This window comes from Pedobacter sp. GSP4 (genome assembly GCF_051857575.1).
In the GTDB taxonomy this organism is placed as follows: domain Bacteria; phylum Bacteroidota; class Bacteroidia; order Sphingobacteriales; family Sphingobacteriaceae; genus Pedobacter.
Window position 1 is genome coordinate 274,698 of the sequence record NZ_JBPZIR010000006.1, and the last position, 22,342, is coordinate 297,039.

General features: G+C 40.8%; 16 protein-coding genes. 9 read left to right on the forward strand and 7 right to left on the reverse strand.

Going from position 1 to position 22,342, the window contains the following annotated elements:
• Positions 1 to 232: 232 nt before the first annotated feature.
• From ACS5PU_RS17255 to ACS5PU_RS17265, 3 genes are all read left to right on the forward strand, one after another.
• Positions 233 to 1,033 (forward strand): MBL fold metallo-hydrolase, encoded by an 801-nt coding sequence (locus ACS5PU_RS17255; protein ID WP_439460402.1) that lies wholly within the window; start codon positions 233 to 235, stop codon positions 1,031 to 1,033.
• 17 nt (positions 1,034 to 1,050) lie between these two features.
• Positions 1,051 to 1,731 (forward strand): metal-dependent hydrolase, encoded by a 681-nt coding sequence (locus tag ACS5PU_RS17260; protein ID WP_439460403.1) that lies wholly within the window; start codon positions 1,051 to 1,053, stop codon positions 1,729 to 1,731.
• A 217-nt stretch (positions 1,732 to 1,948) separates the two neighbouring features.
• Positions 1,949 to 2,731 carry an alpha/beta hydrolase gene (locus ACS5PU_RS17265; RefSeq protein WP_439460404.1) on the forward strand — a complete coding sequence of 261 codons (783 nt, stop codon included), beginning with the start codon at positions 1,949 to 1,951 and terminating at the stop codon, positions 2,729 to 2,731.
• A gap of 35 nt (positions 2,732 to 2,766) precedes the next feature.
• On the opposite strand, the gene ACS5PU_RS17270 is transcribed toward ACS5PU_RS17265, so the two are convergent.
• Positions 2,767 to 5,709 carry a histidine kinase dimerization/phosphoacceptor domain -containing protein gene (locus ACS5PU_RS17270; RefSeq protein ID WP_439460405.1) on the reverse strand — a complete coding sequence of 981 codons (2,943 nt, stop codon included), beginning with the start codon at positions 5,707 to 5,709 and terminating at the stop codon, positions 2,767 to 2,769.
• Positions 5,710 to 6,265: 556 nt separating this feature from the next.
• On the opposite strand from ACS5PU_RS17270, the gene ACS5PU_RS17275 reads away from it, so the two are divergent.
• The gene (locus tag ACS5PU_RS17275) at positions 6,266 to 8,824 is read left to right on the forward strand and encodes a BamA/TamA family outer membrane protein (RefSeq protein ID WP_439460406.1); all 2,559 of its coding nucleotides are present in this window, start codon (positions 6,266 to 6,268) and stop codon (positions 8,822 to 8,824) included.
• Positions 8,825 to 8,969: 145 nt separating this feature from the next.
• Positions 8,970 to 10,019 (forward strand): aldo/keto reductase, encoded by a 1,050-nt coding sequence (locus ACS5PU_RS17280; RefSeq protein ID WP_439460407.1) that lies wholly within the window; start codon positions 8,970 to 8,972, stop codon positions 10,017 to 10,019.
• Between the two features lie 41 nt (positions 10,020 to 10,060).
• Here the strand turns inward: ACS5PU_RS17280 and ACS5PU_RS17285 are convergent, their stop codons facing one another.
• Complete coding sequence (locus ACS5PU_RS17285) at positions 10,061 to 10,918, reverse strand: alpha/beta fold hydrolase (RefSeq protein ID WP_439460408.1); 858 nt, start codon at positions 10,916 to 10,918, stop codon at positions 10,061 to 10,063.
• A gap of 273 nt (positions 10,919 to 11,191) precedes the next feature.
• On the opposite strand from ACS5PU_RS17285, the gene ACS5PU_RS17290 reads away from it, so the two are divergent.
• Together ACS5PU_RS17290 and ACS5PU_RS17295 are read left to right on the forward strand one after the other, a co-directional pair.
• On the forward strand, positions 11,192 to 11,458 hold the full coding sequence (locus ACS5PU_RS17290) for a hypothetical protein (RefSeq protein WP_439460409.1): 267 nt from the start codon (positions 11,192 to 11,194) through the stop codon (positions 11,456 to 11,458).
• A gap of 3 nt (positions 11,459 to 11,461) precedes the next feature.
• The gene (locus ACS5PU_RS17295) at positions 11,462 to 13,588 is read left to right on the forward strand and encodes a sigma 54-interacting transcriptional regulator (protein ID WP_439460410.1); all 2,127 of its coding nucleotides are present in this window, start codon (positions 11,462 to 11,464) and stop codon (positions 13,586 to 13,588) included.
• A 73-nt stretch (positions 13,589 to 13,661) separates the two neighbouring features.
• On the opposite strand, the gene ACS5PU_RS17300 is transcribed toward ACS5PU_RS17295, so the two are convergent.
• Together ACS5PU_RS17300 and ACS5PU_RS17305 are read right to left on the reverse strand one after the other, a co-directional pair.
• On the reverse strand, positions 13,662 to 14,444 hold the full coding sequence (locus ACS5PU_RS17300) for an alpha/beta hydrolase (protein WP_439460411.1): 783 nt from the start codon (positions 14,442 to 14,444) through the stop codon (positions 13,662 to 13,664).
• A gap of 41 nt (positions 14,445 to 14,485) precedes the next feature.
• On the reverse strand, positions 14,486 to 15,484 hold the full coding sequence (locus tag ACS5PU_RS17305; RefSeq protein ID WP_439460412.1) for an alpha/beta hydrolase: 999 nt from the start codon (positions 15,482 to 15,484) through the stop codon (positions 14,486 to 14,488).
• A 294-nt stretch (positions 15,485 to 15,778) separates the two neighbouring features.
• Between ACS5PU_RS17305 and ACS5PU_RS17310 the strand changes: the two genes are divergently transcribed.
• Together ACS5PU_RS17310 and ACS5PU_RS17315 are read left to right on the forward strand one after the other, a co-directional pair.
• Complete coding sequence (locus ACS5PU_RS17310; RefSeq protein WP_439460413.1) at positions 15,779 to 17,164, forward strand: sigma-54-dependent transcriptional regulator; 1,386 nt, start codon at positions 15,779 to 15,781, stop codon at positions 17,162 to 17,164.
• A gap of 166 nt (positions 17,165 to 17,330) precedes the next feature.
• Positions 17,331 to 17,423, forward strand: coding sequence for a hypothetical protein (locus tag ACS5PU_RS17315; RefSeq protein WP_439460442.1), 93 nt, complete (start codon positions 17,331 to 17,333; stop codon positions 17,421 to 17,423).
• A gap of 26 nt (positions 17,424 to 17,449) precedes the next feature.
• Here the strand turns inward: ACS5PU_RS17315 and ACS5PU_RS17320 are convergent, their stop codons facing one another.
• From ACS5PU_RS17320 to ACS5PU_RS17330, 3 genes are all read right to left on the reverse strand, one after another.
• Positions 17,450 to 18,847 (reverse strand): endonuclease/exonuclease/phosphatase family protein, encoded by a 1,398-nt coding sequence (locus tag ACS5PU_RS17320; protein ID WP_439460414.1) that lies wholly within the window; start codon positions 18,845 to 18,847, stop codon positions 17,450 to 17,452.
• A gap of 90 nt (positions 18,848 to 18,937) precedes the next feature.
• Complete coding sequence (locus tag ACS5PU_RS17325) at positions 18,938 to 20,242, reverse strand: DUF3472 domain-containing protein (protein ID WP_439460415.1); 1,305 nt, start codon at positions 20,240 to 20,242, stop codon at positions 18,938 to 18,940.
• Positions 20,243 to 21,037: 795 nt separating this feature from the next.
• Positions 21,038 to 21,580, reverse strand: a complete 543-nt coding sequence (locus ACS5PU_RS17330; RefSeq protein WP_439460416.1) for a DUF4833 domain-containing protein — start codon at positions 21,578 to 21,580, stop codon at positions 21,038 to 21,040.
• Between the last annotated feature and the right edge of the window lie 762 nt (positions 21,581 to 22,342).

The window sequence follows — 22,342 nt, forward strand, 5'->3', positions numbered from 1 at the left end:
ATTTTAGTTGATATATCGACTTTGCAGGTGTAATATATCCGTACCCCTTAGCAGATTAATTAAGCGAATTATGTGGTAGACTATATGTCGATAAATGTTTATATATCGACATATGGCTATATTTTGTTTTGGTTTATTTGGCTGTAATACAGTTGTTTATGTGTTGGTTTGGTGTTTGGTATACACAAAACGCTGAGCCGAACAGCCATCAGCATATTTAATAAAGAAAACAATGATAGTAAGCCTCACACATATCAATACCGCCTGCGTACTGCTAGAGATTAACGGATACAGGATTTTGACCGACCCAACGCTCGATGATGCTGGAGGTTTATATTACCATGGCTTTGGTGCGTTTTCGCGGAAAACAGCAAATCCTGGCTTAACTGCTGATCAGCTTCAGGATATTGACCTGGTTCTGCTAAGCCATCATCAACATAAAGATAACCTCGATACCAAGGGCAGGGCTTTTTTAGGGCAGGTAAAAACCATCATTTCTACTGTTCCGGCCAGTAAGGACATTAAAGGTATAACCGGATTGGAGGAATGGCAAAGTTATGCTGTATATACCCCAAAAGTTAAAGGATTAAAAATTACGGCTACGCCTGCACAGCACCGGCCTTCGTGGATTCCTGAATTTGTTTCTGGCAAGGTAATCGGTTTTATTATCGAAGCCGCCGAACTGCCAAACGGTGCAATATACCTTTCGGGTGATACTGTTTTTTTTAAAGGAATAGCCGAAATAGGCCGCAGGTACAAAATCGATGTAGCGGTAATGAACGTTGGTGGAGTAGAGTTTCGGTACCTCACCGGCTTGGGCAAATATACCATGGATGGCCTTGGACTGATAAAAGCCGCTAATGTGCTAAATCCCAAACGGATATTTCCGGTACACAGCAGTGGATGGACACATTTTAAACAAAAGGAAACCGATTTAAAGGTACTTTTAATGGCAGACGAGCTCATTAAAAACCGTACATATTTTTTGGTAACCGGACAGAAAACCTTTGTAATTAACGATGGAATAAGCTAAACCCCTAAAAAAAATATATGAAATTAACTTATTATGGCCACTCTTGCTTTGCAGTGCAGGTAGGAAACAGCAACATTCTTTTTGATCCTTATATCACCGATAACCCATTGGCGAAGGATATTGATATTAAAGAAATCAAGGCCGATTATATTTTCATTTCCCATGGACATTTTGACCACATTAACGACGCAAAGGCGATTGCATTACATACTGGAGCTAAGGTTGTTGCCACTTGGGAAGTGAAAGATTGGTTAAATAAAAATGGTGTAGAAAATACGCATCCGATGAATCCTGGGGGGAAATGGAAGTTTGATTTTGGTACCGTAAAATGTGTTATTGCCCAGCACTCCAGCAGCATGCCCGATGGAAGTTACGGTGGCACGGCCAGCGGTTTTGTTTTTGATACCCCATCAGGAAACTTTTACTACAGTGGCGATACGGCACTAACGATGGATATGCAGCTAATACCGCAATGGACAAAGCTAGATTTTGCCGTATTTCCCATCGGTGATGATTTGACAATGGGTGTGGAGGATGCCATTTTGGCTGCAGGAATGGTGGGTGTTAAACATGTGCTGGGGGTACACTACGATACTTTTGGCTATATCATACTCAATCATGAGCAGGCTTTTGAAAAATTCAGCTTGGCCGGTATAAACTTACATTTACCGGCAATAGGCGAAACCATCACGATTTAAATTAGCCAGTATAAGTGATTTTTTAACAAAACTGGAAACCGTTGCAGGCGCTTTAATCATGAAGCAGCATTTTCATAGTACGGTCGATGATTGACGAAATACCGCCAGTCATTAAATGTGTTAATAGATTTAAGTATTTGTTAATGAGTTGTTTATATGTTTGGTACGCTCTTCGCATATCTATAGGTAAAACATGTTGAACCTAAAAAATAGAAAAATGGAAAAGGAAATCTTCTCAAAAAAAATCAAATTAATTACGGGTTTAGCCCTTGCAGTTTGGATGACATTTTTTGCACTGAACGTATTTGCGCAAACCCCCATTAAAAACATTGTACTGGTGCACGGCGCTTTTGCTGATGGTTCTGGCTGGGAATCTGTTTATAAGATTCTGACGAAAAAAGGTTATAAGGTAAGCGTTGTCGGCAATCCAAATACAGGTATGCCCGAAGATGTTGCAGCCACTAACCTGGTGCTAAAAAGACAGGATGGACCAGTTTTATTGGTTGGCCATTCGTACGGTGGCGCCATTATTACCGAAGCAGGTAATGCGCCTAATGTTGCTGGCCTGGTATACATTGCCGCCTTTGTGCCCGATAATGGCGAAACATTGTTAAAACTTTTGCAATCGGGGCCACCGGCACCTAATTCGGGTATATTGCCCCCAGAAAATGGTTATATCTGGTACGACAGGGCCAAATTCCATGCTGGTTTCTGCGCCGATTTACCTAAAGAAAAAGCAGAATTTTTGGCCGATTCCCAAATTCCCGTTTCAGCAGCTGTGTTTGGTCATGCCATAGAAAATGCAGCCTGGAAAACGAAACCAAGCTGGTATATTGTAGCTTCAGAAGATCAGACCATTCCTCCTGATGCCGAACGTTTTATGGCCAAAAGGGCAGGTGCAAAGGTTACCGAAATTAAAGGCAGTCACTTGGTATTTATGTCGCAGCCAGAAGCGGTAGCTAAAGTAATCGAGAGTGCAGCAAAAGGCGCCACTAAATAAGGTCGCATTTTGTTCTCCGCCACTAATTTAAGCCCTTACCAACTTTCTTCACTTTCCATCAGTTTAATCCTTTTGAAGTAATTATTGGAAAGTGAAGATATTATAATTTTGGTTCCATCAAAGGTGTCAATGTGTAAATCGGCTTCAAGTTGACCTGTTAATCCTTTTATTAGTTTCATACCCAGTGAATTAACCGTTTTTAATTCGAAGTCTAGTGGAAGTCCTTCTCCATCATCTTCCATAATCAATTCGTAAAGATCGGGCGCTGTGCGTTTTAAACTGACGTTTATTTTTCCGCATTCCGCTGGTTTGAAGGCATATTTTAAGGAGTTTGTAATTACTTCATTTACAATTAAGCCCAAAGGCACTGCCTCTGCTACATCAAATTCGATATCATCCAGATCGATATTGAACTGTACATTGTTTTTAACATCGAAACTCTCTTTGAGATACTGTATCAGCTCTGGTATGTACTGCGCCATATTAATCGCCTTCACATCATCCGAAAGGTAAAGTTTTTGATGAATGAGCGACATGGCATAAATTCTGTGCTGGCTGTTTCTGATCGCCTCCAAGGCATCGTTCTCTAAGTAAGCAGATTGCGATTCCAATAAACTCATTACGGTATGCAGGTTGTTTTTAACCCGATGGTGGATTTCTTTCAGCAGCCATTCCTTTTCTTCGAGCAAGGTCCGCAGTTTGGCATTGCTGTGTTCTATTTTAAGCTGCTGGCTTTCCAACTGTTTGTTGCTGTTTTTCTTGATCCGGTACAAACGGTAAATTAATACGGTAAGCAGCAGCAACATGGCGGCGGCTCCAATGGCTACTTTTTGTTGCAGTTGCTGTTTTTGCAGGTTGCTTTCCTGCAGCTTGGCTTGTTGGTTGAGCAGGTCGATATCTTTTTGTTTTAAGCTGAGGTCGGATATGTTCTTTTGTGTAAGCAGTCTCGCTTCTTTTAACCGGGCTTCCTGAATTTTCGCCGTTTGTGTAAGTAAAGCTGCATTTTGGTTCAAGAAACGGATATTATCATCTTTTAGGCGCAGGTCGCTTTCTTTCTTTTGCGTTTGGTACTGAAATTCCAGTTCTTGGGTATGCTTATCTTTACTTACCCTGTAAATAGAATCGCTGAGCCTTTTGCTCATGCCCAGGTATTTATAGGCCGATTGATAATTGCCCATGGCAGAATCTATTCGCGATTTTAGTGCATAATAGGGGATCATGTAGGTAGTTACATTGGTTGTGGGGTATTTTTCAGCAATTTTTATATTCTCATCGGCCAGTTTAAAGTTCTTGGTCAGCGCATATAAATTTCCGAGATCGTTGTATAGCGAGCCTGGGTTTGCCCTTTGCCTTTCACGGTACCTAATGGCTTCCTTATAATTGGCCTCTGCCAGATTATACTGTTTTAAGGCCTTGTAACAATGGCCTAAGGCCACATGGTAATAAATGCTTGCCTGCTCTATGTGTGGCGGCATTTTTATTTTCATTTGCTGAACGTAATTTAAGGCTTCTTGCGGAAGTTGCATGGCAATGAGGCACTCTGCATAACTGTTAATGATGGAATAGATGAGGATCTTTTTGCCAAAAACGTCGGCACCATCAATCAGCTTTTTATGGTAAACAAGGCTTTTTTTGTAATTTTCTACGTTTTTATAAATGCTTAATAATCCGGTATATACCGAAATTTTATCTTCAACGGTAAGTCCGTCGTTCAGGTTTTCTTCGGCCAATTGTGCGTAATACAAACCTTTGTAAAAGTTGCCCCTATCTACATATTCATTGCAGAAGCTTCCATATAATCGTGCTTTTGATGGGTAACCCGCTGCGCGTGCATTTTGCATAATGTAGGTATAATGCGATTCTGGTGCTTTCGGATTTCTATATTTACGCCAGTCTGCAATGCGCAGGAGCCTATCCATTGCCTGCCTAATGTAATAAGGCTTTTTAAGCACCATGCCAAGCTGTAAGGCTTGCTTGTTAAGCAGTTCTGTAGAATCTAACATTACGGTGCTCTGTTTTCCAGTTACCTTAAACATGCCGTACCAATAATGATCGCTCAGGTTGATGATCAGTTTTATTTTAGAAGTATCGGTTAAAGCTGCAATAATCTGATGCACCTGCCCAATCTGGTTGCGTTCTTGATACGTAGAAGCCTTTAACAACATACTTTCATTATAACTGTGCTTATCTTTCAGTTCCAAACTTAATGCCCTGGCTTGGTTAAGCAATAATACAGCACTATCTATATGTACTTTTTCTTCTCCCTGCCGATAAATGTAAACACTGGCTAACCTCAACAGGAGGTCTAGCTTATCTTGCTTAGATTCCGTTTTATCTATTTTTTGCCTGATAGAGGGAATATTGGATGGATTGATTGGCAGGTATCCCGGAAAATACTGACCCTTTACAGTCAGTTCATTGGCCAGTTCGCTAAGCCGGTCGATATATTTCATGCGAAAAACATCACCATTTTTTTTGTAACAGGCTTTTGCTTGGGCGTAGCTGTTTAAACGTCCTTTTTTTTCCTGCAATATGGCAAACTCGTACCAGGTCCTGCCTTCCAGATCGAATAATTTGGCTCTATGGGCTGCCGCTAAAATTCTTTTGTACATGCCTAAGGCCTGCAGATCCATACCCTGTTGATGGTAAGCTACGCCCTTAAACAGATCTGCAGTAAGTATTCCTTTGGTATAATGCAGCTGTTCGCTGAGTGTTCGGGCCTGGTTGCCGTAAAGTTCAGTAGAATCCAGACTTTCTTTAAAACCAACTTTGGTTTCGTAGGTACGGTAAAGATGGTAGTAAGCAAGATCGAGCAGTAAATTTACTTTGGCTTTGTTGTTTGCCGCTTTTTGCAGGCTAAGCAAAATATTGCTGGCATCTTTTGCCGATACGGCTACATAAAGCGGTTCGGCACTCAGTTTAATTCCGAAGCAGGAAAAAAACAGGATAAAAAAGACCGTTAATTTAAATTTTTTCATAAAATGTTATTGCAGTGCAAACCTATATCAGTTCGCTAATTTCTTTGTTTTCCTTTAGGAGGGGATGGGCGAATAAGAAGAGTAGAAGTACCTGTAATTTCATATCAATTGGTTTAAAGCATTTTTGCTTGCATTACATTTCCCATGCCATTAAGCCTAAAAATAAGTGCAGAAAGCAGCATCTTCTCCTTACTGAGAAAAGATTCTGCAACCCCGCTTTTTTTGGGATGGAATAAAACAATAAAAATCTTCAACGGTTAGATACCAGCAGCATACACAAGGCAATTACCTGCAATTTATATTCACTTGGCTTTTGTGCTTAGTTTTTCGGTTATACCCTAAAAATAGTAATAATTTTAATAAGAAATATTACTGTTGTTCAAAAAATGGTTAAAATTTTTGTTGCTGAATGTCGATATTTCGACAGTCAAACCGAATTTAGCGAAATATCGATACCTATTATGTTATTTTACCAGCTAATTTGTAAATAAACAGTGTTTTTCACTGGGGCATAGGTTTTGTTTGCCATGCTTTATCATAACCATCTTAAACCATCATGAATATAAAAACCTTTACGCTCAGCATTGCGTTTTTTGCGTTGTGCTTAACCAGTTTAACCGCTTTTTCTCAACAAAAACTATCAACTGATAGTGTGTGGGTAAGATTAATACCAAAATATGATAGTGTGAGCAATTTCCATCGCAAAATTTTCGGCGAAAATTACCGAAAGGAGTATGCACTGGAAACAAAAGTTCCGGTAATTCATTTATCCGATTTTGCAGGTGGACTTAAGGCGGTGCAAAGAGGTGGGGGGAATCAGTCAAAATCTATCCGGCTTCAGGATAAGAATGGAAATGAATGGGTTTTGCGCAGCGTAGAAAAATATCCTGAGGTGTTGCTCCCTCCGGCACTGCGACAAACTTTTGCCAGGGATATTATAAAAGACAATATGTCGGCCCAGCACCCTTTTTCTGCACTCCTGGTACCTGTTTTTGCCGAAGCCATTGGTGCACCGCACAGTAGCCCAATTATCGGTTTGGTAGCTGCAGATAAAAATCTTGGCGAATTTGCTGCCGATTTTGTAAATACCGTAGCCTTACTGGAAGAACGGGAGCCTATTGGGAAATCGGACAACACCGCCAAAATGCGCGAAAGACTTGTAGAGGATAACGATAATACGATTAACGCGGCCATGTTGCTGAAACTGAAATGCCTTGATGTATTATTGGGCGATTGGGACAGGCACGATGACCAGTGGCGCTGGAAGGCCTTAAAATCTCCGAAAGGAATCAGTTATATGCCCGTTCCAAGAGACCGTGACCAGGTTTTTTACCGCTCGGAAGGAAAAATACAGCGCTATGCACAGGCCTCCTGGTATTTACCCATGATGCAGGGTTACGAAAGGAATATCCAAAATATCAATTGGTTTTTATGGGAAGGAAGAGAAATTAACAGCAGATGGTTTAACGAGCTGGACGAAAAGCAATGGGATGCTGTAGTTAAAGAATTTTGTGGATTAATGACAGATGGCCTTTTTGATAAAGCCCTAAAAAAACTGCCTGAACCTGGTTATACCCTAAAAAAAGCCGAATTGCTTAAACAGTTAAAAGTTAGGCGGGAGAGCCTGCCCAAGCTAATGAACGATTATTATCATTTCTTTAACCGGATTGTAGATATAGAACTGAGCAATAAGAATGAAGTGGTGGGACTTACGGATACGTTAGGCAAAAATCTTTTGGTTAAGGTATTTAAACTTACAAAAGATGGCACTACAGGCAATCAGCTCTATGCGCGTAACTTCGATCCTGTTGTAACCAAAGAGATCAGGATTTACCTGCATAACGGTAACGATCAGGTAGTGGTTAACAATGCCAAAGCCAGTGTCAGAGTGCGGATTATTGGTGGCGATGGAGAAAAAAGCTATGCCATTAACGATTCAAAGCGTATTTTGCTTTACGATGCCAAAACACAGCAATATACCGGGGCTGATGCAAATAAATTAAGCAAACACCTTTCTGCAGATTCTGCCAATCTTGCATATGCACCCAAAGATCTGTATAAAAGACATTTTATATTCCCTAACCTAGGTTTTAATAATGATGATGGACTGGCCATTGGTTTAGCGTTAAAGTTTATTAATCCGGGTTTCAGGAAAATGCCTTACAGCAATTCGCAATCATTTTCATTTCTCTATTCGTTTGCAACAGGGGCTTTTAAATTTAATTATACCGGAGAGTGGCTGCATGCTATTGGCAAAGCCGATTTTTTAATCCAGTCGTATATAAATGCACCAAGCAATACACAGAACTTTTTCGGATTGGGAAATGAAACCTTTTTTGATGAATCGCAAAATAATATTAGCTATTACCGCGCACGTTTCGATCTTTACCAGGTAAATGCGGCATTGCGCTGGCGTACCAAAAAATCGATTTTCAGTATTGGTCCATCGTATCAGTATTACCGATACGATGCAGATGAAAATGTGGGCCGTTTTATTTCAAATCCAGGCTTTTTGCATTCATCAGATAGTGCAACGGTTGATCAGGATAAGATGTTTGCAGGATTGATACTCAAATACAGTTTCGACACACGGAATAACGTGATGTTGCCCTCAAAAGGTGTTTTAATTGATGTTGGTGTATTGGGTTATAAGGGAGTAAACAGTTACTCGAATTCTTTCGGGCAGCTTAATCCCAGTGTGGCTGTTTACCAAAAATTAGATCGAAAAGGCAATGTAGTTCTGGCAGATCGGATTGGTGGCGGGGTAACCGTAGGTAAACCAACCTTTTATCAATCGCAGTTTTTAGGTGGGCATGGCAATCTTTTAGGTTATAGGCAGTTTAGGTTTGCTGGCGAGCATAGCATTTACAATAACCTAGAGCTGAGGCTCAAACTTGGCGATTTTGTAAATTATGTTTTACCTGGGCAAGTTGGTTTTATGGGTTTATATGATGTAGGACGGGTTTGGGAACGCAATGAAAAATCAGAAGTGTGGCACCATGGCGTAGGCGGTGGCCTTTATTTTGCACCTGCATCCTTAACGGTTTTACGCTTGGTTGCCGCTTACTCCAAAGAAGGCTGGTATCCTTATTTTTCACTTAATTTTAGATATTAACGAAAGGCCGCTAATTGGTTGCGTAAATTTTGTTATTCCGATAATTTATTTTGTTGTTTTTTATGTAACTTATTGTTTTTTAGGTGGTTGATTTTGTGGTATGTCTATTGCTATATCCTTTATTGTCTAACTAATTCTAAAAGCAATGAACAATAAAATTTTTGGAAAAAAGTGCGGATTGCGTGTTTCAGAGATGGCCTTGGGCACCGGAAATTTCGGTATGCGCTGGGGCTATGGAAGTCAGGCCGATGAGGCGCAAAGCATATTTAGCCGCTATGTAGATATGGGTGGGAACTTTATCGATACAGCCGATGGCTATCAATACGGAGAATCGGAAGAACTGTTGGGCAGGTTTATGAAGAGGAACCGGGAAAAACTTGTTTTGGCATCTAAATTCACTACAGGTGGTTCGCATATCCAAAATACTGGAAATAGCCGAAAAAATATGGTTTACGCTATAGAAAAGAGCCTGAAAAGACTTAATACCGATCGGTTAGATCTGTACTGGGCACATTTTTCTGATAACCAGACACCAATGGAAGAAATTTTGCGGGCCTTTGATGATCTGGTCAGTGCGGGCAAAATTGTGTATTGCGGATTTTCAAATTTTCCTGCCTGGCGCATTTCGGCAGCTTCTGTTATGGCCGATATTTACCGCTGGGCACCCGTAGTGGGCATTCAGATTGAATATAATCTACTTGAGCGTACTGCCGACCGCGAATTATTGCCTATGGCCGAAGCCTTAGGGCTTGGTGTGGCCTATTGGTCGCCACTTGCCGGCGGCACTTTAACAGGGAAATACAGAAACCAGAACCTGGCCGAAGAATCGCGGAAAAAGGCCTGGGGCGGAGTATTGGTAAAAGAAGAAACCAATAGCCAGATTAAACAGATTTTAAGTCACTTAGAAGCGTTTGGCAAAGCGCTGAATTTAAAAATGTCCGATATTGCATTGGCTTGGCTAAGGCAAAAAGATAGGCAAAATGGGTTATCAAGCTGTACCATTGCCGGGCCACGAACATTGTCGCAGTTAAACGCTTACATCAATGCTTTAAATATTACACTGCCGGATGATGTTATGGATGAGCTTGATGTAATCAGCGCTATTTCACTGGGCAGTCCGCACGAAACAATTGCCGAACAGCAGGTGAGTATTTTTGGCAGTAAGGCTATAGAAATTAAGCATAAAGTGTATTAAAACCTCAGGCTAAACCAATTGATTTAGCCTGGGTTAAAATGTTAACTCCATTTTATAAACGAAGCCATGTATCTGGTGGTTAGTTTAGGGAATTCGTGTTGAGGGCCATGACCCGAACTTGGAAGAATAATGAGCTGTGCGGTTTTCCAGGTTTTTACAATCGGGAACCAGTTTTCTACAGGGAAACTTGGATCGTGGTCGCCCATTAAAATCAGTATCGGAATTTTGGAACTGGCCAGCTTTTCTCTCGATTGATAGCTATCTTCTTTAAAATCAGCGCCTCCCAAAAAGTAATTGTTAAACTTTTCGGGCGTAACCATTATACTTAAATCAGTTTTTCGGGCCGCTATCCTTTTATTCGATTTTTTTGCAGCTTTAACACTCGCTTTGGATGCAGGCTCAAAAAACAAGATCGTTTCATCAGCAAGATCGTTTACAGGTTTAAGGGCGGCGTCAAAAAATACCTGCTCAGGTGGCGTGGCATTATTTCCCGGCGGGTTCGAACCGATGATAATTAAGTGCGAAATCAGTTCAGGAAAATGCGCCGCAAAGGTTTGGGCAACTGTTCCACCGTACGACCAGCCTGCAAGCGTGAATTTTTTAAGTTCAAGTGCTTCCGCCAGTTCTTTAACTGCTGTGGCCACACCTAAACTGGTAACAGGAAGTTCGCCGGTAGAAAGGCCAATGCCCGGATAATCAAAAATAATCACCCTGTTTTTCCTGGCCAGACTATCTAAAAACAAGGGGTCCCAGGTATCCAATATGCCCCTGAAACGGTTGCATAGTAAAATGGTTTTGCCTTCGCCAAGGCTGCGGTATGCAATTTTAGTAAGGCCTACTTCAATAAATTGTGTAGGTATTTCAATTGCAGATAATTGGACTTCTTTAGTGGGTTCCATTTTTCTTAATTTAGTTTGTATGAATTTTTCAATAGTTATGCCGTTTTGTAATCTGCTGTATTTCAGTGTGTTGTTTTGGTTGTGGATGGAGATACTAGCGATATGTCGTTAATTGTAAAAAATTAATCGTTATTACAACTAGCATACGAAATATATGGATACAATTAGCTATATTTCGATAGTTGTTAAAATCAATATCATTTAAATTGTTGATATTTAATTAGTTAAATATTTGGCATGATGTTTTAAGCGGTGATGGTAAAACTTAACACCATGAACAGCCTTTTAACCAAACAGGTTATCGATCTGCATGCGAGGGGATATCAGTTCGATTATGAATTTATTGAAAATTGTGGATTTGTATGTATGCAGAACAACGCTGTTTTTTTAAGTGATACAGTTGTGGTAAGGCTGGTTGCACAGGGTTTTGATGAACTGAGCCGTTGTTTTAAATATGTACACACCATCGAAACCACAACTGGCGAGCATGGTGTGATTATGGTCGATTTCATTTTCTTTGGCAACAAATCAAATCAATAAGGTATGACAATTTTTTCCGATCATCAAAGCAACATACTTTTATCTGTGAGTATGGATATTGCCAATATTAAGGGAAAGGAAGAGCTCATCCGGTTAATCAATGATAAAATAAAACCGCTTTTGGGTTTTGTGGGCCTGTCTATTTGTACGTTTAATAATCCCGAAAAGGTATGCGAAAACTTTGTTACCGATCCGGGGCCGCGGTTAAAATTACACCCCGAATATGAGCGGTATATCTATTCGAGGCCCTCTGTTAAGTACGATCCCCTTGCAGGCATGATCGCACAGCGCGCACCAATGGTGTTCGATCTGGAAGAAGTTGCCGAAACCTCAGCCAGATGGGAGGCTGCAGTGCTTTTTGGCGCGGGCATTAATCAGCTAATCTGTGTAGTGCTTGAGCAGGCGCATCAAAAATTTGGGATGATCAGTTTTTACCTCGAACAGAAATTGGTGCTCAGTAAAGCTGTTATCAGTTTAATGTGCGGTATCGTAAATCAGATCGCAATTGCCGTATCCAATATTATTTACCTCGAAGAAATCAAAAAGCGCGATGAGGAAAAGGCCATTCTTTTGTCATTCAGCAATGATATGGCTGCCGTTAGAACCAAGCACGATTTAAATGTCATTGTAAATGAGCGCTTAAAAAAAATGTGCAACATTAAAGATTATGTGATTTCGGTTATACACGAAAACGGAAAAACACACGGCGGATTTATGTACAACCACGAATCGCGCTATGTAAAAATGCCCGAATTTACCAAAGCCTTAAATACCAAATTCGAAATTAATGATGGCATTTTTAATGTGTTAATGGATGCCGATAAGGCCTTTGTGTTTCAGATCCAATCGCTGCTAAGCCGTCAGAATGTGCCAGGTTACATTAGTTTTTGGTATGCCATTGGGATTAAAACAGTGGTGGGCATTACTTTGAGGTTTGGCAACGGACCAATTGGTGTACTTTGGATAGAACCTGAAGTTGGCGATAACCTTGATGTTTTTTATAGCAGTTTGTTCGGTGGGATTACCGCACAGCTTTCTATTGCGCTATCCAACATCTCGGCCAACGAAAAAATAGCAGATCAACTGAAAGAGATCAATCAATACAAGCAGCAGCTTCAGGAAGAGAAAACCTATCTTCAAAATGAAATTGAAACCACCTACAGCCACAGCGAAATTATTGGCTCGGGTGATGAAATGAAGCAGGTATTTCAAATGATCTCGCAGGTTTCCAATACGGATAGCACTGTGCTTTTACTTGGAGAAACCGGAACAGGCAAGGAGCTGGTTGCGCGTGCAATACACAGTAATTCCAGTAGGAAAGAGAAACTGATGATTAAGGTTAACTGCGCAGCCTTACCCGCAAACCTGATCGAAAGCGAACTTTTTGGACATGAAAAGGGAAGTTTTACCGGTGCTTTGGAGCGGCGCATCGGCAAGTTTGAACTGGCAGATCGGGCTACTCTTTTTCTTGATGAGATAGGAGAGATGCCGCTAGAACTGCAGGTAAAGCTGTTGCGTGTACTGCAGGAACGCGAAATTGAACGTTTAGGGGGAAAGGGTACGATTAAGGTAAATGTTAGGATAATTGCGGCTACCAACCGCGATCTGCTCAAAGAAATTGCACAGGGCAGGTTTAGGAGCGACCTTTATTACCGTTTAAATGTTTTTCCCATTACCATACCACCTTTACGGAACCGAAAAGAAGATATACGGGATCTGAGCAGTTTTTTTATCACCAAGTTTGCAAAGAAAACCGGTAAAAATGTAGCCTCAATCGCCAATAAAGCCTTGCAGGATTTATTGGATTATCATTGGCCAGGTAATGTAAGGGAACTAGAGCACTTGATGGAGCGGAGCGTGCTGCTATCCAAAAATACGGTAATTAAGGAACTGCAGTTTTCACTTCAGGCGGGCAGTGGTACCGCGAAAAAAACAGATCAAGGCTACATCAAAACCATTGATGAAAACGAACGTGAGCATATTTTAAATGTGCTGCATAAATGCGGTGGCAAGGTTTTCGGTCCTCATGGTGCCGCAGTAAAGCTTGGCGTGCCAGTATCTACCTTAAATTCGAAAATTGCCAAGCTCGGCATTATAAAAGAAAAAGTGGTTTCCGTTAACGAGGGCTAAGAGGCTGTATTTTAGCTGATCCAATGTGTGATTAATAAAATCAGGATAGCGATAAAATACAGCCACTTGGTTTTTAATGGTTATTGAGCCAATTGATGATATAATCTGTTTCTTCTTGCCAATTTACATGGTCCATACCTAGGTGGTTCCTGTCTGGATACTCCTTGTATTCTTTTACCGAATAACTATTGTTGTATTTCTTGAAATTGGTATAGTTTAAAGATGCAGGTATAATCTGATCTTCAGTACCCGAAAGGAACAGTAGTGGTACATGTGGTTTTTTAAAATCTACTTTTCCTTGCCTGGATAGGGCACCCCTGGCAGCCCGTTTTGATTCGGGTATAACCAGTTTATGGTACATTTCCTGCTGATAGGCCAAAGGCATACCATTGGTAAAAGTGTACTGCCAATGTTTAAAAGGCATTAAATAAGTTTTATCTACCGAAGAAAATAAGCCCAACGAGGGAGTAACACCTCTTAAAAAAGACCATTTAAATGATAAAACGCCCTGTGGTGGCACAGAATGATAAATTACAGCGGCTTCAGCCAGGCCACGCTGTACCAGCAGTTGGGTGATTAGTCCGCCAAGGGAATGGCCAATGATAATTGGTTTTTCGGGCAGGTTGCTGATGATATTGGCATAACTATCAACTACCTGCGTTAAATTTAACGAAGCAATTTTGGCATCGGGCTGCCTTTTTCTGATTTCGGCCGGAACACCATCTTTATAAGGCCAAGGTGGTGCTATAGCCGTGTAACCTTTACTTTCGAAGTAATTCACCCATTTATCCCAGCCAATATGGCTAACAAAGGCGCCGGTTACAAAAACTACTGTTTTTGATTTTATCGATTTCATGTGCTGTTGGTTTTATGATCGTTGTATAACTAATTGGAGTGTTAGGGCTTAAGGTAGGCACAAAGTTCGGCAGCGGCATGCAGAAACAACGATTTAGACTGGGCAGTATCTGCTAGGGGATTTAATAAACCAAAATCGTGTATAGCCCCTGCGTAAACCATGGTGGTTACCTTAACGCCAGCTTCATCAAGCTTACGGCCATAGGCCAGACATTCATCGTAAAAAATATCAGCTTCGCCCACCTGTATCAAGGTAGGTGGCAGCCCGGCAAGTTCGCTGTGGCTGGCCAGCAATGGTGCCGCATATATTTCTTTGCGCTGTTCGTAATCAGGGATATAATTTTCGTACATCCATTTAATTAATGGCGTGGTAAGAAACCTTTCCTGCCCATATCGCTTGTAAGAACCGGTTTCAAAATCGCTGTTTACAGTTGGCCAGAACAAGATCTGGAGTTTAATTTCAGGGCCACCGTTTTGCTTTGATTTTAATGCGGTTACAGTGGCCATATTTCCTCCTGCGCTGTTCCCTACCAATGCCAATCGTTTGCCATCAATGCCTATTTCTTCCCCATGTTCAGCAATCCATTTGGTAGCCGCAAAAATTTCGTTGGGCTGTTGCGGATATTGCGCATCTGGAGCGGGTGTATAATTAACAAAAATGCCACAACAGCCCGATAGTACTACCAAATCTCTAACCATCCGTTTGTGCGTAGGGTAATCACCCAGTACCCAGCCACCACCATGGATAAAAATAAAGGCCGGTAGCGCCGCTTTAGACCCTGCTGGTTTTACAATATTTAAAGTAATGTTATAACCATCGGCTAAAATTGTTTTTTCCGATTCGGTGATGCCCGTTAAATCAACTGCTTTAGAAGCCTGCGCGGCCACAAGTACTTTTCGTGCTTCTATGGGGGCAAGCGATTCGATTGTTGGACCGCCCGAACTGTTTAAGGAATTTAAGAAATCTTTGGTTTCTTTTGATAAGGCCGCATCAGCAGAAACCGATGGGATGGACAGGTTTGGTAATGATGTAATTTCCATATTTTCAGTTTATAAAATTTATTTTTTTCTGTTGGATGCCCCTAATGTTCCAATCATATGCCGATTTTGTAACGTGCTTTAAATAAGTATTTTATGTTTTTGTGCTTTTTGCTGTTTCTGTCGAAATATCAACAATTATCGAAATGAAAATCTTAATAACAGCTTGCTGATTATGGCGTTAGAATAATTTGATAATGAGCGGATTAGTAATATTTGCTGATTGAAAAAAATGTCGTAGATTTAGGCAACCAATCCCCATTTCATCCCTTAAACACCCTAACCGGACTTACCGACATGAAGAAACGTATACTAATAGTTGAAGATGAATTTGTTGAGGCGAATAACCTCGAAATGATCCTTCACCGCGCAGGCTATTACGTTTGTGATATAGCCAGTTATGTAACTAAAGCACTCGAAATTGTTGAACGGGAAAAGCCCGATCTGGTTCTGCTTGATATCTTTCTGAAAGGGAAGTTAACAGGCATCGATCTGGCCAAAGTGCTCAGGGAAAAGAATATTGCTTTCGTTTATCTTTCAGCAAATTCAAATAAGGATATTTTGGCTGAAGCTAAAAAAACAGAGCCCTATGGGTTTTTGGTTAAGCCTTTCAGAGAAAAAGATGTGCTGGTGACCATCGATATTGCCAATTACCTGCACGAGCAGAAGCTAAAACTTAAGTTTAGAAGTGAGCACGTAGCGAAAGATGCCTTTATACAACATCAGGATTTTGAAGGCATTATCGGAAAAAGCGAAGGTTTGAAAACCGTATTTAACCATGTAAAACTAGTTGCACCTACCGATACAACAGTTTTGATTTTAGGAGAGAGCGGAACCGGAAAAGAACGGTTGGTAGATAGCCTGCACGCACAATCGCTTAGAAAGAACGGGCCCTTAATTAAGGTTAACTGTGCTGCACTTCCGGCCTCACTTATAGAATCAGAACTTTTTGGTCACGAAAAAGGTGCCTTTACGGGAGCTTATGACAAGCGGATAGGAAAGTTTGAACTCGCCGATACAGGCACCGTTTTTTTGGATGAAGTTGGCGAACTTCCGCTTGATTTGCAGGTAAAACTGTTGCGTGTGCTGCAAGAGAAGGAAATTGAAAGGGTTGGCGGAAAAAGTACGATTAAAATCGATATCAGGATTGTAGCCGCTACAAACCGGAACTTGGAGGCAGAAGTGGCCAGTGGCAAGTTTCGGATGGACCTTTTTTACCGTTTAAATGTTTTCCCCATTGCGGTTCCACCGTTAAGAACGAGGAAAGATGATATTCCTATTTTGGTTGAACATTTTATTGCGCAATATGCCCAAAAACTGGGTAAAAATATCGAAAGGATATCAGACGAGGCCATGCAGACCCTGATTAATTACAATTGGCCAGGAAACATCAGAGAACTGGAGCACTTGATAGAAAGGAGTATCTTACTTTCGCCCGGCAAAATAATTACCAACGTATTGCTGCCGATTTTTGAAGATGTAAGCCCATTAAGGGAAAATGCCGGTACAACCATTAAAACCATGGAGCAGAATGAAGTTGAGCATATTGTAAATGTGCTTAAAATATGCAAAGGTAAAATTGCCGGGCCTGGTGGAGCGGCAGAACTGCTTAACCTGCCATACTCAACGCTGGTATCGCGCATGAAAAAGCTGGGGATTAAAAAAGAAAATGTGTTGCGTTAAATAAGCCCTTATTTGCGATTAACAGCTGCTTCCATGTTCATCAGCTTCTATTACAATTGCATATCAATAGCAATTTTGCATTTCAATAGTGTCAAAGCTTCTTTGATCGTATTTCGCGCAATGATCTTGACGCATGGTAGGTACAGCCAGCGAAAGGGTAAGCCGCATGCTGACTGATTTTAAGGATGAAAAAATCGTTGATAAATCTGGTAATACCATTAACATACGCTCAATAGAAAAATTGAGGGCTATTAAATAGTAAATCTGCTGATCGTTTTATGTTGTTTAGCCACCATAGTTAAAAGAAACCCTTGGCGCAATTTCTATGTAGCCATTATCTTTGAAATAAGCAACAAAATAAGTGCCTGCAGCACTGTTTGCCGGTAATGTTAAAGCCATACTTCCTGAGCCAGCACCATTGGTATATTTCCATGTGGTAGCATAACTTCCGCTACCGGGTACTTTTCCATTTTGGTAAATACCTATCCAGGCTTTTGTATCCGTAGAACCATTTGCAAAAGTTACGGTTACTGTTTCGCCGTTTGAATACGTGGTTTTATTTAAGCTGATTGCCGGTTGAACGCTTATAATCGAAAAAGTGGTAATTAAACCTTTATGATCGGAAGGCCATGTTCCGCTCGGAATCAGAAATGGATTAGTGTAAGTTGGATCTTCGTAACCCTGCCCCCTTACAATAGAGCCCGATGGCCCAAATACAATAGATTGATCTACAGTTACCCTATTGCTGTTATCGGCATAATAAATGTAATCGATCCGGTCGCGCTCATCTGCATCGGGCGCCCAAACAAGCGAAGATAAACTGGCACTGGTGTTGAATGCGGCCCATGTAAATCCGGGTGCCTGTACAGGATCTGGATTTTTTACGCGATAAGCATCTTTGTAGCCTTTTGCATATAGGGTAACACTACTTTGCCAAGGTACAATGGTCCCATGATGATCGAATAGGTCTTTTTGTGCACTCACCCAATCTAAATGTGATGGTTCATTAAAATCACCGCCCAATATTACAATCCGGCCACTGTCTCTTTCCAGTTTGGCATCGTTAACAAATGCTGCTATTTCTTCGTCTCTTGTCGATTGCAGGTTGGAAGCCAAGATGGCATTTACATCGGTAACCGGCTGACTGATTTTTTGAAAACTGTTGCCATCATAACCGCGGGGCAGATAACAGGCATAATTCAAGTAATCCAAGTGGGCCGAATATACGGCAACCTCCGTATTTACATTAAGTTTTACAATGGCCTTATCAAAAGCGTTACCATATATACCAGCCTTAAATGAAGCAATTGGATAACGGGATACAATGCCCACATTGTTATCCTTGAAAGAATAAAAAGTAAGGTTTTTTGCCTGCAGTGCCGATACAACCCTTGCGCTAAAATCCTTATTGTTATAATTGCGTACCTCACTCAGGGTAATTAAATCGGCACCCGATTGTATAATGGCATCTATTATGCCGTTAAAACCTCCGGTTACTTTTGTGCCTTCCTGCCAAACATTCAGCTGTAATACTTTAAGTTTAAGATTAGTGGTTGTATTTGTGCTTTGCAGCGTTTTGGGCTTTAAAGAAGTGGTGGCAGTTGCTGCATTTATAGTATGGTCTTTTTTGCAGCCCGTATAAAGAATGCAGCATAAAATGAAGATTAAATAGTTGTTTTTCATCTAGGTTGGTTTTTAAAGATGCAGGGTGTTTTTTTTTGTGCAGTTTATATAATCCCGGGTATTGCCATCGGCACCCGGGATTAGTTTGTGTTATGGTAAAGTTGTTAAATTAACACTTGGTGCGGTACCCGTAGCAGTTCTGCTTAGGGCGGTTCCATATGCCGTATAAGTAGCAAAGAAACCACCATTTTTTAGGTAGAAACTATTGCCGGTTACGCCACCCTGGTAATCCATCCGTTGCTCTGCAGCTGCTGTGGCATCGTAGCTAAAACTGGCATTTGTAACCTCTGTCCAGCTACCGCTACTGGTTTTGTACCATTGGTTGCCGTAATTGCAGCTTCTTTGCAGGTAGCCTTGATCAGGACTAAAATTTTCGATAAATGAATATACACCAGTTAAATAGGCTGTAGTATTCGGGCGTTTCCATTGTGCCAAAACTTTCCATGCACCATTTTCTGGCGCATAAAACCAAGCCGTGTAATCCGAACCGCCAGCACCATCAGGTTTGCCCTGAAGCAAAAATTTATAGGTAGTTCCGGCTACCCAGTTAAACAACAGATAAGATTGTCCACCGGTTCCTTCGCCGCCGAAACCGTTTGAAGTTACATCAGCACCTTTTCTAACCAGGGTAGTACTTCCGGTTGATGGATCCCAAACTGAAAACAGTACCCTTCTTTCGGTAGCCGAATTAACCTGCATACCGAAATAACCACCGCTGAAGCCATCGGCCATAAAATAAGAACCGATCCTGTCTTGTCCACTGGGTACATTCAGCTCGCTGTAAAACCATTCCGTGCCCGATGGCACTGTGTAATTTAAATGGCACGATGGTCCTCTTCTCGACCAGTAATAATCGGCTACTGTATTGGCATATTGTACATTCGAGGCCACGGCAGGTCCGCTGATAACCAGATCGGAAATATCGCCATAGTAACTGCCCGTTTTACTTACGCCTTGAATATCTACCCGCACATACCCGGCTGCTGTAATATTTACGGTGCCTATTGTAGTGGTAGTAGCCGTGGTGCCGGTAATGGTTTTGTTAAACACCGTACCGTTAATAGTTACTTTAATATTGCTGCTTCCGGAAGGTACAGTACCTTTTACCGCAACAGTTAAGTTACCGGTAAGCCCCAATCGGAACCACACACTGGTAATGGTGCTGGAGGATGTCCAATTGTGCAAACCAGTATCGTTAATTAAGCCTCCTGTGCCTGCAGTATAGGCATTGCCTCCTAAGCCCACATTTAACGATGAACCGCCCAGGCTTTCGGTAACGGCAATGGCATTTTTAATTTTTGAAGTTTCAGTTTCCGCTAGGGTTTCTGTCTTTTTACACGAATACAAGCTTAGCATTAGCAGCACGCTTGCAACAAATGAAGTTGTTTTTTTCATTTTTTGATTTTGGTTAGTATTGGGTTGTTATTAATTGTTTGCATTTCATTACCATGCTGCATGTACAGCTGGTTTTTGCTTAACCAAGCCCCATTTTCAACCGCCGCTTATGATATCGCTATACTTAGCCGCTAATCCGATTCGATTATTAGTGCCGTAAAAAGAATGCTATTTGCACTAACCTGAATTGAAGTTAAAGACTAAGGATTGATAAAAAATTAAGAATCTTAGCGCAAACGTTTGCCCAAAAGGCACTTACCTGTTGAAGAAAAAGTAGTGTTTTTGTGTGTAGTTCAAATTTGGTAAATCTTGTAGTTTTACATAGTACTCATGGAGATTGAAACGTTAATTTATTTTCAAACTTCGTGATAAACTATTTGATTAGTAGTAATTTGCGGGCCTTTTTTGGGGATTTTTTGCTTCAACACAAACGTTTGTGTGAAGAATGATTGATTAACGATAGATGTACACGGATGGCTCATCCGCAATGCTTTCATCTCGGGCGGACCCGATCGCTATCGGATCGGGATGAGGATTTGTTCTAAGCAATTAAATGATTGCCTGATGTATTTGAAAGGTTTGTAGGCAATTTGCTATTGATGTACAGGCCATTTTGTTTAAACCCGGTAGAAGCGGCAGCTCCCGATTTATATCGGGACTAAAGCGGATAACGGGGCTATTGTTCCCGAAATGCTACTGAACATTAATTTTCCAATATAAGTTTAGGATTTTAAAATAGCGGCCGGCGTACTGCAAACCGGAACTCAAATAATAGGGCTGTTTGTTGGTACTGGTTTATTTTACGCTGATTCTTTCGGTAACTGCCTTACCTGTTGATTCTTCTACGCCCTCAATTTCGGCATATTTAACATTGGGCAGCCAGAAAGATCCACCAACAATCCGAACGAAAAGTCTCCTAACCCGGATGGTGATATTGTTTATGGTTACCGACACATGGTAGGTTTTATCTGTATATTTATTTAAGTAAAAGGGCAGTTTTTTATAGGATACAAATCTGAATTCATATTTATCTTTGCCAAGAGCTTTGGTATCTATGCCATAGGCAAATTTCCGCTGAATGTAGCCAAGGTCTTTTTGCTGTCCTTTTTCAGCATAGCGGATCCAGTAGGGGCGGATGGGGTTATCAGAATCAATGCTTCCATTATCTTTGAAGTTAAGGGCATAAATAAGTGTATTGGTATTAGGGTCGCGCTGCAGGTAAAACAACATATGCTCTACGTTTTTAGGCGTTGGGAAATTTAGTGGTGAGGGGTCTTTTGTTTGTGCAAATGCCTGTGCAGAAACAAGTAGCAGAAATAATAGGTAGCGGATAACCATGGTAAAGATTTAAAAATTAAGGAGGTAATTAGATTTGTAATTAACAATTTAATGGGCAGCAACAGTATATCCGCATCGGCGATAGGCACCCAAAGGCAGAAAAATAAAACGGCAAAGTTTTACTATACATAATCTATCTTTTTTATAGTTATTTTTACAAACCTAACATAATTTTAATATTGAGAAGAATTTTAGCTGGATTTTATCAATGGCTAACTGCTTTTTCCGTCCGTAAACAATTGACTAATATTTATCAAGCTATTTTTTTTATCCAATATTCCAATCAAAATTGGAACAAATGCCTTAATGGTCAGAAGATTCCCTGATTTACCGTTATGAAGTTAAGTTAGATTTACAAGAGCAACTTTGTACTGTCATCCTGAGAGAAGAAAGATCTTTGAGGTTTTGCACCCTGCGAATTAAATTTGTGATAAAAGCTTCATCGCTGTGCTCAGATGATAGATTTGGATAATTGTTTTTCTATTAAGGAACATAGAAACGTACACAACAATCCGCACTTTCCGAATTTCCGAGGCGAAAAAAACTTCTCCGCTAAGGCTGATACACGCATCTGTGTTGATCTGTGTACATCTGTGGTTATAAAGAATCAATGCCGATCCACTCAAAATGGCCGTTAAAAGCATTAAGCATTTGTTAAATTACAGTCAACAAATTTAAATTAATCATTATCTTCAAAAATATCAGTATTCAATAAATTCCAGTTTTTGATGCTGAAATTCATTTTTCTTCATATAATTTGGC